General features: G+C 72.0%; 14 protein-coding genes. 9 read left to right on the forward strand and 5 right to left on the reverse strand.

Annotated elements, in window-relative coordinates; all coding sequences use genetic code 11:
• Positions 1–195 precede the first annotated feature (195 nt).
• Complete coding sequence (gene groL / locus CLV43_RS03200; RefSeq protein ID WP_106185404.1) at positions 196–1,815, forward strand: chaperonin GroEL; 1,620 nt, start codon at positions 196–198, stop codon at positions 1,813–1,815.
• A gap of 311 nt (positions 1,816–2,126) precedes the next feature.
• On the opposite strand, the gene CLV43_RS03205 is transcribed toward groL, so the two are convergent.
• The 4 genes from CLV43_RS03205 to CLV43_RS49960 all read right to left on the reverse strand — a co-directional run bounded on the left by CLV43_RS03205 (position 2,127) and on the right by CLV43_RS49960 (position 6,160).
• The gene (locus tag CLV43_RS03205) at positions 2,127–4,685 is read right to left on the reverse strand and encodes a CHAT domain-containing protein (RefSeq protein ID WP_106185405.1); all 2,559 of its coding nucleotides are present in this window, start codon (positions 4,683–4,685) and stop codon (positions 2,127–2,129) included.
• Positions 4,686–4,798: 113 nt separating this feature from the next.
• Positions 4,799–5,221, reverse strand: a complete 423-nt coding sequence (locus tag CLV43_RS03210) for a carboxypeptidase regulatory-like domain-containing protein (RefSeq protein ID WP_425445729.1) — start codon at positions 5,219–5,221, stop codon at positions 4,799–4,801.
• Positions 5,222–5,280: 59 nt separating this feature from the next.
• Positions 5,281–5,886, reverse strand: coding sequence for an RNA polymerase sigma factor (locus CLV43_RS03215; RefSeq protein WP_106185407.1), 606 nt, complete (start codon positions 5,884–5,886; stop codon positions 5,281–5,283).
• 148 nt (positions 5,887–6,034) lie between these two features.
• Entirely contained in the window at positions 6,035–6,160 is a 126-nt protein-coding gene (locus CLV43_RS49960; protein WP_281262141.1) for a hypothetical protein, read from the reverse strand.
• A 246-nt stretch (positions 6,161–6,406) separates the two neighbouring features.
• Between CLV43_RS49960 and CLV43_RS03220 the strand changes: the two genes are divergently transcribed.
• The 5 genes from CLV43_RS03220 (at position 6,407) to CLV43_RS03240 (ending at position 11,589) form a co-directional block, all read left to right on the forward strand.
• Positions 6,407–7,066 carry a copper homeostasis protein CutC gene (locus CLV43_RS03220; RefSeq protein WP_106185408.1) on the forward strand — a complete coding sequence of 220 codons (660 nt, stop codon included), beginning with the start codon at positions 6,407–6,409 and terminating at the stop codon, positions 7,064–7,066.
• A gap of 107 nt (positions 7,067–7,173) precedes the next feature.
• Positions 7,174–8,457, forward strand: a complete 1,284-nt coding sequence (locus tag CLV43_RS03225; protein ID WP_106185409.1) for an extracellular solute-binding protein — start codon at positions 7,174–7,176, stop codon at positions 8,455–8,457.
• Positions 8,458–8,465: 8 nt separating this feature from the next.
• Positions 8,466–9,365: a carbohydrate ABC transporter permease gene (locus CLV43_RS03230; RefSeq protein WP_106185956.1), complete on the forward strand. Its 900-nt coding sequence runs from the start codon at positions 8,466–8,468 to the stop codon at positions 9,363–9,365.
• On the forward strand, positions 9,362–10,204 hold the full coding sequence (locus CLV43_RS03235) for a carbohydrate ABC transporter permease (protein ID WP_106185410.1): 843 nt from the start codon (positions 9,362–9,364) through the stop codon (positions 10,202–10,204). Before CLV43_RS03230 ends, CLV43_RS03235 begins: the two co-directional genes overlap by 4 nt.
• The gene (locus tag CLV43_RS03240; RefSeq protein ID WP_106185411.1) at positions 10,201–11,589 is read left to right on the forward strand and encodes a beta-N-acetylhexosaminidase; all 1,389 of its coding nucleotides are present in this window, start codon (positions 10,201–10,203) and stop codon (positions 11,587–11,589) included. Before CLV43_RS03235 ends, CLV43_RS03240 begins: the two co-directional genes overlap by 4 nt.
• Here CLV43_RS03240 and CLV43_RS03245 read toward each other — a convergent pair whose 3' ends face one another.
• On the reverse strand, positions 11,590–11,859 hold the full coding sequence (locus CLV43_RS03245; protein ID WP_106185957.1) for a PspC domain-containing protein: 270 nt from the start codon (positions 11,857–11,859) through the stop codon (positions 11,590–11,592).
• Positions 11,860–11,950: 91 nt separating this feature from the next.
• On the opposite strand from CLV43_RS03245, the gene CLV43_RS03250 reads away from it, so the two are divergent.
• From CLV43_RS03250 to CLV43_RS03260, 3 genes are all read left to right on the forward strand, one after another.
• Entirely contained in the window at positions 11,951–12,808 is an 858-nt protein-coding gene (locus tag CLV43_RS03250; protein WP_106185412.1) for an AAA family ATPase, read from the forward strand.
• A 91-nt stretch (positions 12,809–12,899) separates the two neighbouring features.
• A complete protein-coding gene (locus CLV43_RS03255) occupies positions 12,900–13,976 on the forward strand; it encodes a vWA domain-containing protein (RefSeq protein ID WP_106185413.1) in 1,077 nt (358 codons plus the stop codon).
• Positions 13,969–15,081, forward strand: a complete 1,113-nt coding sequence (locus CLV43_RS03260; RefSeq protein WP_106185414.1) for an XdhC family protein — start codon at positions 13,969–13,971, stop codon at positions 15,079–15,081. The genes CLV43_RS03255 and CLV43_RS03260 overlap by 8 nt, the downstream gene beginning before the upstream one ends.
• Positions 15,082–15,103: the final 22 nt, after the last annotated feature.

Raw genomic sequence — 15,103 nt, forward strand, 5'->3', positions numbered from 1 at the left:
GGTCGAGTGCTAAACACGAACTGGCACTCGGACCACCCGAGTGCCAGCACGCGGGCTAGGACGGTGAGGCCCGCCCCGGTTCTCCGGGGCAGGTCGTCCGTCGCGGGCACCATCCTGGCCAAGCACCGTGTTCCGCTGTGGACGCACGTCCGCAGTGGCCCCAATATCCTTTAAAAGGCGGAGGAACACACCGCAATGGCCAAGATGATCGCGTTCGACGAGGAAGCCCGACGCGGCCTCGAGCGGGGCATGAACATCCTCGCGGATGCCGTCAAGGTGACGCTCGGCCCGAAGGGCCGCAACGTCGTTCTCGAGAAGAAGTGGGGCGCCCCCACGATCACGAACGACGGCGTCTCGATCGCCAAGGAGATCGAGCTCGAGGACCCGTGGGAGAAGATCGGGGCCGAGCTCGTCAAGGAAGTAGCGAAGAAGACCGACGACGTCGCGGGCGACGGCACCACCACCGCCACCGTGCTCGCCCAGGCGCTCGTGCGCGAGGGCCTGCGCAACGTGGCCGCCGGTGCGAACCCGCTCGGCCTGAAGCGCGGCATCGAGAAGGCCGTCGCGGCCATCACCGAGCAGCTGCTGAAGACCGCCACCACCATCGAGACCAAGGAGCAGATCGCCGCGACGGCGTCCATCTCCGCGGGCGACTCCACCATCGGCGAGCTCATCGCCGAGGCGATGGACAAGGTCGGCAAGGAAGGCGTCATCACGGTCGAGGAGAGCAACGCCCTCGGCCTTGAGCTCGAGCTGACCGAGGGCATGCGCTTCGACAAGGGCTACTCCTCGGCCTACTTCGTCACCGACCCGGAGCGCCAGGAAGCCGTCCTCGAGGACGCGTACATCCTGCTCTACGGCTCGAAGATCTCGTCGGTGAAGGACCTCCTCCCGCTGCTCGAGAAGGTCATGCAGGGCGGCAAGCCGCTCCTCATCATCTCCGAGGACGTCGAGGGCGAGGCGCTGGCGACCCTGGTCGTCAACAAGATCCGCGGCACCTTCAAGTCCGTCGCCGTCAAGGCGCCCGGCTTCGGCGACCGCCGCAAGGCGATCCTGCAGGACATCGCCACCCTCACCGGTGGCCAGGTCATCACCGAGGACGTCGGCCTCAAGCTCGACACCGCCGACATCTCGCTGCTGGGCCGCGCCCGCAAGGTCGTCGTGACCAAGGACGAGACGACCATCGTCGAGGGTTCGGGTGACGCCGAGCAGATCCAGGGCCGCGTCAACCAGATCCGCGCCGAGATCGAGAAGTCCGACTCGGACTACGACCGCGAGAAGCTCCAGGAGCGCCTCGCGAAGCTGGCCGGTGGCGTCGCCGTCATCAAGGCCGGTGCCGCGACCGAGGTCGAGCTCAAGGAGCGCAAGCACCGCATCGAGGACGCGGTGCGCAACGCCAAGGCCGCCGTCGAAGAGGGCATCGTCGCCGGTGGTGGCGTCGCCCTGCTCCAGGCCGCCGAGGCCGTCTTCAAGAGCCTCCAGCTCGAAGGCGACGAGGCCACCGGCGCGAACATCGTCAAGGTCGCCGTCGAGGCCCCGCTCAAGCAGATCGCGGTCAACGCCGGTCTCGAAGGCGGCGTCGTGGTGGAGAAGGTCAAGGGCCTGCCCATCGGCCACGGCCTGAACGCCGCCACCGGCGTGTACGAGGACCTGCTCGCCGCGGGCGTGCCGGACCCGACCAAGGTGACCCGTTCCGCTCTGCAGAACGCCGCCTCGATCGCCGCCCTGTTCCTCACCACCGAGGCCGTCGTGGCCGACAAGCCGGAGAAGAACGCGGCCCCGGCCGCGCCCGACGCCGGCGGCATGGACTTCTGATCCACTGAGGCCCATCGCTTAGACCCACTTCGAAGGCCCCGAACCGGATTCCGGTTCGGGGCCTTCGTGTTCGCCGAGCGTTGGTGCCGTGCGTCGGAGAACGGCGATACGCCCCCAGACCCGCTGGTACGCAACGGAAGCACGCAAGCGCGGTCGATTTTACTTGGGGTTTTTGGGCCTACAATTAGTCGGCGGGCAGGCTCTACCACCTGCCCTTTTTCGCCCGACGAGGCCCAAAAAGAGGGGCCCCAAGTCAAATCGACCACACCCACCCACGCAACCACCGGGACGCCCACCCACCAGCAGCTCGCCTAGCTGTCCGCGCCGAAGCAGACGAACGGCCGCCGTAGGGGATCTGGGGCTGTTGCAGCAGCCAGGGCCTGTGCGGTCGTCCTGCCGGCAGCCAGGCCCTCGTAGAACAGTGCCATCGTGTCGGCGGCGGCTTTGTCGCCGACCTTGCTGACCGCCGACACCACCGTCCGCGACCCGCTCGCCAGCATCGCCCCCGCGAAACCCAACGCCTCGTCGCCCGGTCGGATGTGGCTCAGCGCCAGCTCGCACGAGGCCAGGACGACCTGTTCCGGTGGGTTCGGCAGTCGTGCGCTCTCGTGGGCGAACAGGGGGCCGTCGAAGAGTTCCAGCTTGGAGAAGAGGGCGTTGTCGGGGGCGTGGGTGCCGTGGGCGGCGATGTGGGCGAGGCGGGTGCCGTTCAGGGAGTCGAGGACAGCGGTCGCGGTGGCTTCCTTGCCCTCCAGCACGACCGCGTCCGGGTACGCCCGGTGCAGGGCGGCGATCTCGGCCGAGCCTTCCGGTAGTTCGGGGCCGCCGACCAGGACGACCCGGTGGGCGGACCTGGGGCCGGTCGTGGCGGTGGTCCAGGCGGTGGCGGAGGGGGCGACGACGACCGGGCGGCCGTGCAAGGACGGCAGTGCGGACCAGGGCACGGCGTAGAGGACGCCGGTGGGGACGACGACGAGGTCCCTGCCGTCCAGGACCCGGAGCAGGGGGTGGACGAGGGCGCGGTCGAGGGCGGCGGCGCGCAGCGAGGCGGAGGTGCTGACGGACCTCGCGAGCACGTCGGGGAGGTGGTCGGGGGCCAGGACGTCGAGGTCGGCGTGGAGCTGCCTGGTCAGCTCGGCGACCTCGTCGGCGGGGCCGAGCGCGTGCAGGGTGGCGGTGTCGTCGGTGAGGACGACGGCGTGGAGGGTGCCGTCGTTGCGGGTGTAGCTGACCACGGCCCGGCCGCGCAGGAGCGGGGTGACGTCGGCGGAGGTGGTGACGGGCCGGGGTCGGCCCCAGGGGCTGGTGTGCCAGCCGAGGCGGGAGACCTCCTGGCGCAGTGCTTCGAGGCGCCGCTCCAGCTCGGCGACGGGGCGTCGGTCCAACCTGGAGTGCTGGAGGCTCCGGCTGACCGAACGGGCCTCGGCGACCCGCCTGGCGAGCACCGGGTCGTCGATGGCGGGCAGCGGTTCGTAGCGGTAGACCTGCGCCCTGGTCCGCTCCAGCCAGTCGAACGCCTCCGTCGGCGACGGGGGAGTGGCGGCGAGGGTCAGGCTCACGGCGAGGTCGCCGAGCTCGCGGCCGTGCACGGCGGTGCCGCACAGCAGGTCGAGGCCGCCCATGCGGTCGCGGACGCGGCCCAGCTCGGTGAGGCCCTGCCGGGCCTGGGCCAGCGCGGTGCCGGGGTCGCCCGCGGCGACGGCCCGTTCGGCCAGGCACAGGTGGTGGAGCATGACGTGGTCGATCGGCGCGCCCGGCCGCGGCACGGGGATCGCGGCGGACGGGGCGCGGGAGCCGCGGCGCAGCGCCAGCCTGGCGGCGAGCATCGTGGCGACGGCGGCCTCGTCGGGCAGGCCCGCGTCGTGCAGGCGGGCGGCCAGCCGGTCGAACCGGCGCGGGGTGACCGACCCCGAGTACTCGGCCTCGGCCCGGAGCCTGGTCAGCGCGGCGACCTCGGCCCACGGCTTGCTGCCGCGCCGGGCGAAGCGCCGCTGGGCCTGGGCGGCGAGCTCGCGGGCGCCGGGGCGGTCGCCGAGCAGGAGCGCGGCGGCCGCGCGGGCCAGCTCGGCCTCGGCCAGGTCCTGGCCCACCCGGTGCCTGCGCAGCACGGGCAGCGCGTCGTCGAGGTGCTCGGCGGCCTCCTGGGCCAGTCCGGCGGAGAGCATCGCCCGCGCCTGGTCGACCCGCAGCCGCGGGACGAGGTCGGGGGCGAGCAGGCGCAACGCCCGGTCGGCGTCCTCGTAGTGCCCGAGCGCGGTGGGGACGTCCCCGGTCAGCTGCGCGATGTCACCGAGGTTGTTGCGGGCCTTGGCCCTCATCAGCGGCAGGTCCTCGGCGTCGGCGAGGGCGATCGTCCGCCACATGTCCTGCTCGGCCTGCGCGGGTCTGCCGTAGGCGATCGAGGTGAGGCCGCGGTTCACCAGCGCGGTGGAGAGCGTGGAGGCGTCGACACCGGCGGCTTCCATCCGGGCCACGGACTCGTCGTAGAGCGCGATGGCCTCTTCGGTGCGGCCCGCGCGGTGCAGGATCAGGGCCCGCTGGTCCTGGACGACCGCGGGCAGGCCGTGGTCCTCGGGCAGCGCGGACACCAGGTCGTGGGCCGTGCCGAGGTGGGACAGGCCGTCGGCGACCGAGCCGGTCTCGGCCTCGGCGTAGGACAGCGTGATCAGGATCCGGATGCGCAGCGTGACGGCTTCGAGGTCGTCGGACCCCGCGGGCAGCTCGCGGAGGGCTTGCCGGAGCAGTTTCGCCGCGTCGGCCGGTCGGCCCGCCGACGCCGCTCGGTAACCCCGCTTCCGCAGGGCCGTGGCGGCTTCGACACCGGCACGCGACGTCGCGGCGGTGACGTCCGTGTCGCGGAGAAGGGGCACCGACCAATCGCAGCACACGGACCGTGATCGGTGCGCCCGCCGTTGGTTGGTGATGATGGTCCGAACGGGGCACGTTCGGATCGTCCGAACTCGTGCACGGTGCGTGACGGTGGCTACAGCATGATCGTGGGTGTGACGACCGTGCGACCCCTTTCACCTCGGGCGTTCACCAGGTGCACCACGATCTGGGTGGTCCCGGTGGGCACGTCGGGCAGCACGAAGCGGCCGCCGTCGTCGGCTGTCGTCGTGGTCGACTCGTGCTCGGCGACCCGGACCTCCACCGTGTGCTCGCCCGCGGGCACCAGCCAGCCGTCGATGCGGTGGCGCGCGCCGGTCGAGGTGAAGTTGACCATCAGCGTCAGGTTGTCCACCGTGAACGTGATGGTGCCGGGCTGGCCGCCGCGGACGCCCGCGAGCGATCCGGCGCGCTCCCACCTGGCGACCTCGACGTCGAGGTCCTCCAAGGCGATCGCGAACTGGATGCGTTCCACGAGATCCGCGGGTGGCGGGTCGAGCTCGTAGACCAGACGGTTCAGCTCCGAGAGGACGGCGGTGTCCTCGAAGCCCCTTGGGTCATCGCGCGGGTCGATGTCGTTCACCGCGATCCTCCTTCCGCATCGAGATGTGTGCGCAGCGTCGTGAGGCACCTACCCCTGGTGGGGCCGATGCTGCCGCGCGGGATGGACAGCGCCTCGGCGACCGTGCGGTACTCCGCCCGGCCCGCGAGGACGGTGAGCCGGAGCAGCTCCTGGCACCTTTGCGACAAACGCCCGAAAGCCCGCCACAACCGGATGTCCCGGTCGTCGACGAGCGCTGCGTCCTCAGGCAGTCCGTGCGTGCTCTCCAGGTGGTCGGCCAGCTCGTCGGAGAGACCGGTCTCCCGCCTGGCCGGTGTCCAGGTGCGACGCGCCTCCCGGCGGGTGGTGACCACGAGCCACCCCACCAGGGCACGCGGCTGCTCCAGCCGGTCGATGTGGCGCAGGAACGCGAGCCACACCGTCTGCACGACGTCCTCGGCGGTCGAGCGGTCGAGCCCGTGCCCCCTCGCCACGTGCCAGACCAGTGGTGAGAGGTCGGCGACGAGCACGTCCAAAGCGGACCGGTCGCCCCCACGGGCGGCGATCACGCAGGCGGCGTGCCGGTCCGTCCCCGCCAGGCCCTCCCACGGCGGGTGCTCGCCGGTAGTGCGCAGCTCGCCCACTTCCTCACCTCCTCCTCCACTGTCCCGCTCACCACCGAAGCGGCCCGCGGCGCCTCCCCCGAAGCGCCGCGGACCGCCCCTCCGCGGTGGTCTCCCCGATCGACACCCCTCGAAGCCGACCGACTCCCAACCGCCCCCCAGCGGTCGATCAGTCGGTCTTCACCGGCTCGTCGTGGGTCTGGTGCTGACCGTTCGTCTCCACCGGCGGGATCACCGGTGGGGACGGCTCGGCAGCCTTGTCGGGCTTGTCGACGCCAGGCGGCTTGGCGGTCATCTAGCCTCCTCGATCGGGGTCATGAGGTCTGTCACCAGCACAAGAGCCCACTCGCCCTGAGTAGATACACCCATCCGGAAACTTTCTTGCGCGGAAGTCCCGGCTGTGGTTCGCCAGCGTGCACACCGGACCGGCCGGGTGCCGCCGGGAGGGTGACGCCGACGGCGCACGGGTGACCCGGCACGCCGTCCCAGTGGGTCCGCCGACCCCTCCCCGAGCACCCGCCGACGCCGTATGGTCTAGACCATGCTGGAAGTCATCGCACTCGACGCGGCCGACGCCGAAGCCGCGCAAGCCGGTGGAGCACACCGGTTGGAACTCGTCTCCGACATGGCCTCCGACGGCCTCACGCCGCCCCCGGACGTGCTCAGGAGCGTCCTCGCCGCCACCGACCTCCCGGTCAGGGTCATGCTCCGCGACGCCAAGGGCTTCGCGCCCGGCAGCGTCGACCGCCTGCGCCGCGACGCGGCCGCGCTCCGCGAGCTGGGCGCGACGGAGTTCGTCCTCGGCTTCCTCACCGCGTCGGGCGAGGTCGACGAGGACGCGTGCACGGCCGTGCTGGCCGAGCTGGACGGCTGCCGGTGGACGTTCCACCGCGCGCTGGACAACTCCGCCGACCCGCTCGCCTCCTGGTCGGTCGTCGCGGAGCTCGGCTGCGACACCGTCCTGGCGAGCGGCAGCCCCAAGGGCGTCGCGGACGGCCTCCCGGTGCTGCACGAGCTGGCCGCGCGCCAATCGGAGGACGGGATGCTCCTGCTGGTCGGCGGAGGGCTCAAGGCCGAGCAGGTCGCGCCCCTGCGGGCGGTGGGCGCCACCGGCTTCCACGTCGGCAGCGCCGTCCGGCCGTCGGGCTGGGCCGGTCCCGTCGACGCGGAGGCCGTGCGCGCCTGGGCGAATCTGGTCTGAACCTTGCCGAACGGACACACCGCTCCTATTCTCGCCGAATCGCTCGTTGCTCATCGCGAAATGAACGTTGCGCATGTTGCAATAAATCCGGCTGAGGGGATTCTGAGATGCGGTTCGCGGTTATAGCTGCGGTGTGTTCGGTGGCGTTGGCGGCTTGCGCGCCGGTCACGTCGTCGGGCCCGGCGGCGCAGACCGGCGACGAGAAGACCGGCCAGCTGCGGGTGTGGCTGTTCGACGAGGTCAACCGCGCGCCCAAGGAGGAGGTCGTCAAGGAGGCGGTCGCCGAGTTCCAGGCCGCCCACTCCGGCGTGACCGTGGACGTGCAGTACATCCAGGTCGCCACCCGCGCCGAGCGCTTCAAGGCGGCCTTCAGCGACCCGAAGAGCGCGCCGGACGTCGCCGAGTTCGGCAACACCGACCTCGCGGGCTACGTGGCCGCTGGTGGGTTCGCCGACATCAGCAAGGAGGTGTCGGACTGGGCCGACGCCAAGGACTTCGTGCCCGCCGTGCTCGACACAGCCAAGGTGGAGGGCAAGGTCTACGGCCTGCCCTGGTACGTCGGCGTGCGCGCCCTCTACTACCGCACCGACGTGTTCACCGAGCTCGGCGTCCAGCCACCCAAGACCCTCGACGAGATCGCCCCGCTCGCCCGGCGGATCCGCGCCGCGAAGCCCGACCTGCTCGGCATCTCCGCCGGCGGCAAGTACACCTTCGGCATGCTGCCCTTCGTCTGGGCCAACGGCGGCGACCTCGCCGCGGTCGCGGGCGCGAAGTACGCCGCGAAGATCGACAGCGCCGAGTCGCGCAAGGGCGTCGCCGCCTACACCGAGCTGCTCGCCGACGACATCTGCCCGCCCTCGCAGTGCGCCGCCAACGGCGGTGACGCGAGCGTCGAGGCGTTCCGCGCGGGCAAGGCCGCGATGGTCATCGGCGGCGACTTCAACCGCAAGTCCGTCGACGCCAGCGCCGCGGCGGGCAAGTACGCCGTCGTGCCGCTGCCCGGCACCACCGCGGGTTCGATCGCCCCGGCGTTCGCGGGCGGCAACCTGCTCGGCGTCATGAAGGGCACCGAGCGCAGGACGCTGGCCAACCAGTTCCTCCAGCTCCTGGGCGGCAAGCAGTACCAGCGCAAGATGTTCCAGGCGATGGGGAACCTGCCGACGTTCGCCGACGTGCAGGCCGACGTGGCGAAGAACGACGCGTTCGAGCAGCCGTTCATCAAGACCCTCGAGGCGGGCACCAGGTTCGTGCCCATCACGTCGACGTGGGCCAAGATCGACGCCCAGGCCGTGATCCCCACGATGCTCCAGCAGATCGCGGCTGAGGGCGTGGACGTCGAGACGGCGACGAAGACGGCGGCCGAGTCGATGAACGCGGTCTTCACCTCGTGACGCAGCGGATGGCGAGGGGGCACCGGCTGCCCAGGGGAGACGGACGGGCGGCGCTCGCGTACCTCACCCCGGCACTGCTGGTGCTCGGCGGCCTGATGGCCTACCCGATCTACCAGCTGGTGCTCATCTCGCTGTTCGACTACGGCCAGGAACAGGTCAGCGGCGGCGCGCCGCTGGTCTTCCTGGGCCTGGGCAACTACACGGAGCTGTTGGCGGACAAGCAGTTCTGGACGGTGCTGTGGCAGACCGTCGGGTTCGCCGCGACCTGCGTGGTCGGCACCCTGGTGGTCGGGGCGGCGCTCGCCGTCCTGGCCACCAGGGTCCGCACGTGGGCCAGGACGCTGCTGTTCCTGGCCGCGCTCGGCGCGTGGGCCACCCCGGCCGTCGCGGGCTCGACGATCTGGCTGTTCCTGTTCGACGCCAACTTCGGGCTGGTCAACGAGGTCCTCGGCAGCACCGGGTTCTCCTGGACGTTCGACCGCTGGACGGCCTTCGGCCTGGTCGCCGCCCAGGTGGTCTGGTGCTCGTTCCCGTTCGTCATGGTCACCCTCTACGCGGGCATCAAGGCCATCCCGCAGGAGGTCGTCGAGGCCGCGGCGCTCGACGGCGCGTCCACGGTCCGCACCGCGCGCAGCGTCCTGCTGCCGCTGCTGCGCCCGCTGATCCTCGTCGTCACCATCCAGTCGGTCATCTGGGACTTCAAGGTGTTCACCCAGATCTACGTGATGACCAGCGGCGGCGGCATCGCGGGCCGCAACCTCGTCCTCAACGTCTACGCCTACCAGCAGGCCTTCGCCGCGTCCGAGTACGGCCTCGGCGCGACGATCGGCGTGGTGATGACCGCCCTGCTGCTGCTGATCACCATCGGCTACCTGCGGGCGCTGCGGAAGTCGGGAGAAGAGCTGTGAGGCGTCCCGGTCGGCTGATCGCCGAGCTGGTCACCGTGGTGGTCGCGGCGGTGGTCGCGTTCCCGCTGTACTGGATGGTGCTGACCGCGCTGAAGCCCGCCGACGAGGTGATCTCGGCGGACCCGCGGCCGTGGACGCTGGCGCCGACGCTGGACAGCTTCACCCGCGCGCTGACCGTGCAGAGCTTCGGGCGGTACTTCCTGAACAGCCTGGTGGTCGCGCTGGTCGTGGTCGTGCTGAGCCTGCTGATGTCGTTCCTGGCCGCGACCGCGTTGACCCGCTTCAGGTTCCGCGGCCGCACCACCATGCTGATCATGCTGCTGGTGGTGCAGATGGTGCCGGTCGAGGCGCTGACGGTGCCGCTGTTCTTCATGATGCGGTCGGTCGGCGACGCGGTGCCGCTGTTCGGGCTGAACCACCTCGGCTCGCTGGTGCTGGTGCACCTGGCGTTCAGCATGCCGTTCGCGATCTGGATGCTGCGCGGGTTCGTCGCGGCGGTGCCGGTGGAGCTGGAGGAGGCCGCGACGCTGGACGGCGCGAGCCGGTTCCGGTTCGTGTGGCAGGTGCTGTTCCCGTTGGTGGCACCGGGACTGGTGGCCACCAGCGTGCTCGCGTTCATCCACGCCTGGAACGACTTCCTGTTCGCCAAGACGTTCATCATCTCGGCCGCGGAGAACCAGACGCTGCCGTTGGCGCTGCAGGTGTTCGTCAAGCCCGACCAGAACGACTGGGGAGCGATCATGGCCGGTTCGACGTTGATGACCATCCCGGTGCTGGTGTTCTTCGTGCTGGTGCAGCGCAGGCTCGTGTCCGGTCTCGCCGGGGCGGTGAAGGGGTGAGCCTGCTGCCCCGCCCGGTCCGGTTCACGGCCGGAACCGGGGTGACCCGGCGGGTCGAGCCGGTGGTGTCGTTCGTGGACGGACCGCCGGAGTCCTACCGGATCGAGGTCACCACCGAGGGCGTCTCCGTGGCGGCGGCGGACGAGGCCGGCGCGTTCTACGCGCGGCAGACCCTCCGCCAGCTGCTGGGGCCGAACGCCTTCCGGGCCGCGGCGATCGGCGCCGAGCCGCCGGTGCTGCCGGTGTGCGTGGTGGAGGACCGGCCGCGGTTCGGCTGGCGCGGCTGCATGGTCGACGTGGCCCGGCACTTCCTGCCCAAGCACGACCTGCTGCGGTACGTGGACCTGCTGGCGGCGCACAAGCTCAACGTGCTGCACCTGCACCTGACCGACGACCAGGGCTGGCGCTTCGAGGTGAAGCGGTACCCGCGGCTGACCGGGGTCGGGTCGTGGCGGCCCGAGTCCCGCTACGGCGACCGGCGGGCGAAGCGGTCGACCGGCAGGCCGCACGGCGGGTTCTACACCCAGGACGACCTGCGCGAGGTCGTGGCGTACGCGGCGGAGCGGCACGTCACGGTGGTGCCGGAGGTCGACGTGCCCGGACACAGCCAGGCGGCCATCGCGGCCTACCCGGAGCTGGGCACCGGTCCGGTGCCGGGGGTGTGGACGGACTGGGGCGTCAACGAGAACGTGCTGAACCTGGCGGAGTCCACAGTGGACTTCTACCGGAACGTGTTCGACGAGCTCGTGGACGTCTTCCCCGGCGAGGTGATCGGCCTCGGCGGCGACGAGGTGCCGGGTGCCACGCGGGCGCACGGCGGGTTCGTCCGCGCCATCGCCGCGCACCTGGCGGCGCACGGGCGGCGGGCGTTCGGCTGGGACGAGATCGCCGACGTCGGACCGCTGCCCGACGGCGCGGTGCTGGCGTCGTGGCGCGGGGAGGAGGCGGGGGTCGCGGCCGTGCGGAACGGCCACGACGTGGTGATGTGCCCGGAACGGCACGTGTACCTGGACTACCGGCAGTCCGACTCGCCCGACGAGCCGATCCCGGTCGGCACGGTGCTGTCGCTGGAGGACGTCCACCGGTACGAGCCGGTGCCCTCCGAGCTCACCGGCGACGAGCCCGGCCGCGTGCTGGGCGCCCAGGCGAACCTGTGGACCGAGCACCTCGACTCGGCCCGACGGCTGGACTACGCGGCGTTCCCGCGGCTGGCGGCGTTCGCGGAGGTGGTGTGGAGCGGGGGCGAGCGGGACGAGGCGGAGTTCCTCGACCGGCTCGCCACCCACCACCTCCCGCGGCTCGACGCCCTGGGCGTGGAGTACCGGCCCCTCGCCGGTCCGCACCCGTGGCAGAGGATGCCGGGGGTACCTGGCTTCCCACGGTGATCAGAACGTCGGCGTCGTGTCCTGCGGCTGGTAGAGGTCCGGGGTGCTGATCTCCTCCTCGGGCATGAGCACCCAGCAGGCGACGTAGAGGACGGCGCCCGCGCCGAACCCGAAGAGGGTCGCGGCCACGAGGCCGATGCGCAGCAGCGTGGCGTCGACGCCGAGCATCTTCGCCGCGCCGCCGCACACGCCCGCGAGCATCCTGTCCTCGCGGCTGCGGCGGAGCTTCTTGACCTTGTCGGTGGTCTCGTTGAGCACGTTGTTCGTCATGGGTACGACGATGCCGCCCCGGAGCTGCGAGAACATCGGGGTGCGACCCTGACGTCCCCCGGATCCGGACCCCTGGCCTTACCCTCAGTCGATGACGCCCGACGAGCTCGCCGAGGAGCTGGACCGCGTCGGGTACCTGCCCGACGCCGGGGTGACGACGGCCGCGTTCCTCGCGCTGAGGATGCACCGGCCGCTGTTCTGCGAGGGCGAGCCGGGCACCGGCAAGACCTCGCTGGCGCTCGCGCTGGCCCAGGCGCTGTCGCTGCCGCTGATCAGGTTGCAGTGCCACGAGGGCATCGACGCCTCGCAGGCGCTCTACGACTGGGACTTCCCGCGGCAGCTGCTGCACCTGCGCGCGCTGGAGGCGTCCTCGGAGGGCGTGCTCGACGCGGACGCGGCGGAGGCCTCGCTCTACACGCGGCGGTTCCTGCTGGCCAGGCCGCTGCTGCGGGCGTTGGAGGAGGCGCCGTGCGTGCTGCTGGTGGACGAGGTCGACCGGGCCGACGACGAGTTCGAGGCGTTCCTGCTCGAGGTGCTGGACAGCAACGCGGTGACCATCCCCGAACTGGGTGAGATCCGCGCGCTCGTGCCGCCGGTGGTCGTGCTGACCTCCAACCGGACGCGCGAGGTGCACGACGCGCTCAAGCGCCGGTGCCTGTACCACTGGGTCGAGCACCCGGACCTGGCCCGCGAGGTGGCGATCATCCGGCGGCGGCTGCCGGGGGTGTCCGAGCGGCTGGCCGAGCAGGTCGCCGCGGCCGTGGGCAGGCTGCGCGAGCTGGACCTGCTCAAGCCTCCGGGGGTCGCGGAATCTTTGGACTGGGCGCGCGCGTTGCAGGCATTGGGCAAGTCCGAGCTGGACGCCGAGACCGCGGCGGTCACGCTCGGGGCCGTGCTCAAGTACCGCGAGGACGCCACCCGCGCGGTGGCTTCGGGCGTGCTGGGCTGAGCCCCACCCGCCCGGCTCCATGATCGGCGACAAGCCGCCACAAGGGATTTCCTGGACGATCCTCCAACCGCGGAAGGCGCACAATCGAAGGATGACGGTGCTCACCGGCTACGTCGGGTTCGCCCGCGCGCTGCGCCAAGCGGGTGTGGGGTGCGGGCCGGACCGCGTGCAGGCGTACGTCGCGGCCGTCGACCACCTCGATCCGGGCAGCCGGGACGACCTGTACTGGGCGGGCAGGCTGACGCTGTGCGGGGAGCCGGACGACCTGCCCCGCTACGACGCCGCGTTCGCCGCCTGGTTCGGCGGGGAGCAACCCCGCGGGCCGCGGCACCGCAAGCTGCGGCCGACCCAGCTCGCCGCGCTCAACGGCGGCGGGGCCGAGCAGGCGCCGTCCGGGCGGCTGGCCACCGCCGCGAGCGACGCGGAAGTGCTCCGCCACAAGGACATCGCCGGCCTCACACCCGCCGAGAAGGCGCACCTGCGCGAGCTGATCGCGACGCTCCGCCCGGAGCCGCCGCGGCGCCGGGCGCTGCGGGCGCGCAAGGCGGCCAGGGGGCGGCTGGACCCGAGCCGGACGCTGCGGGCGATGCTGGAGACCGGCGGCGAGCCCGCCCGGCCGCGCTACCGGCGGCGCGCGACCCGGCCGCGCAAGGTCGTGCTGCTGATCGACGTGTCCGGCTCGATGAGCCCGTACGCCGACGCCCTGCTGAGGTTCGCGCACGTGGTCGCGCGGGCCATGCCGACCGAGGTGTGCACGCTCGGGACCCGGCTGACCAGGGTCAGCCGCCAGCTCCGGCACCGCGACGCCGAGTTCGCGCTGACGTCGGCCACCCGCGCCGTGCCCGACTACGAGGGCGGCACGCGTCTCGGTGGGACGATCAAGGTGTTCCTCGACCGGTGGGGGCAGCGCGGGGCGGCTCGGCGCGCCGTCGTCGTGCTGTTCTCCGACGGCTGGGAACGCGGTGACCCCGCCCTGCTGGGCGACCAGATGGCCAGGCTGCGCAGGCTCGCGCACGCGGTCGTCTGGGTCAACCCGCACGCGGGCAAGGACGGGTACGCCCCGACGCAGTCGGGGATCGTCGCCGCCCTGCCCCACGTGGACCGCCTGCTCGCGGGCCACAGCCTCGACACCCTGCGCCACCTGCTCAAGGAGATCAACCGTGCGTGATGTGCTCGACGAACTCGCACGCCGCGTGGCGAACGGGGAGACCGTCGGTGTCGGCACCGTCGTCGACACGTTCAGCTCGGCACCCCGCTCGCCCGGCGCGGCGATGCTGGTCGGCCCGGACGGCGAGGTGACCGGCAGCGTGTCCGGCGGCTGCGTCGAGGGCGCCGTCTACGACCTCGCGCAGCAGGTCGTCGCGGAGGACCGGCCGGTGCTCCAGCGCTACGGCGTGAGCGACGACGACGCGTTCGCGGTGGGCCTGACCTGCGGCGGGATCATCGACGTGTACGTCGAGTCGATCAACGCCGAGACGTTCCCGGACCTGGCCGAGGTGGTCGAGGCCGTGCACGCCGAGGTCCCGGTGGCCATCGCGACGATCATCGAGCACCCCGAGGCCGACCGGCTCGGCCGCCGGGTGGTGATCTGGCCGGACCGGGTCGCGGGCGAGCTGGGGTCGGCGCGGGCGACCGACGCCGTGGTGGACGACGCGCGCGGCATGCTCGCCACCGGCCGCAGCGGGTCGCTGCACTACGGGCCGGACGGCCAGCGGCGCGGCGAGGGCATGACGGTGTTCGTGAACTCCTTCGAGCCGCCGCCCAGGATGCTGGTGTTCGGCGCGATCGACTTCGCCTCCGCGATGGCCAGGCTGGGCACGTTCCTGGGCTACCGGGTCACGGTGTGCGACGCGCGGCCGGTGTTCGCCACCGCCAGCCGGTTCCCCGAGGCCGACGAGGTCGTCGTGGACTGGCCGCACCGGTACCTGGCCGGGCAGGCCGAGGCCGGGCGGGTCGACGAGCGGACCGTGGTGGCCGTGCTGACCCACGACCCGAAGTTCGACGTGCCGCTGCTGGAGGTCGCGCTGCGGCTCAAGCTCGCCTACGTCGGCGCGATGGGGTCCCGCCGCACCCACGAGGACCGGCTGCGGCGGCTGCGCGAGGCGGGCGTGACGGAGGGCGAGCTGGACGGCATGGCGTCGCCGATCGGCCTCGACCTCGGCGCGCGCACGCCGGAGGAGACCGCGGTGTCGATCGCGGCCGAGATCATCGCTCTGCGATGGGGCGGTCGCGGTGAGCGCCTGACCAGTCTTGACGGAGCAATCCACCGCTAGCGGCGTTAGGGTGACGTGACAT

Source organism: Umezawaea tangerina (genome assembly GCF_003002815.1).
Taxonomy (GTDB): domain Bacteria; phylum Actinomycetota; class Actinomycetes; order Mycobacteriales; family Pseudonocardiaceae; genus Umezawaea; species Umezawaea tangerina.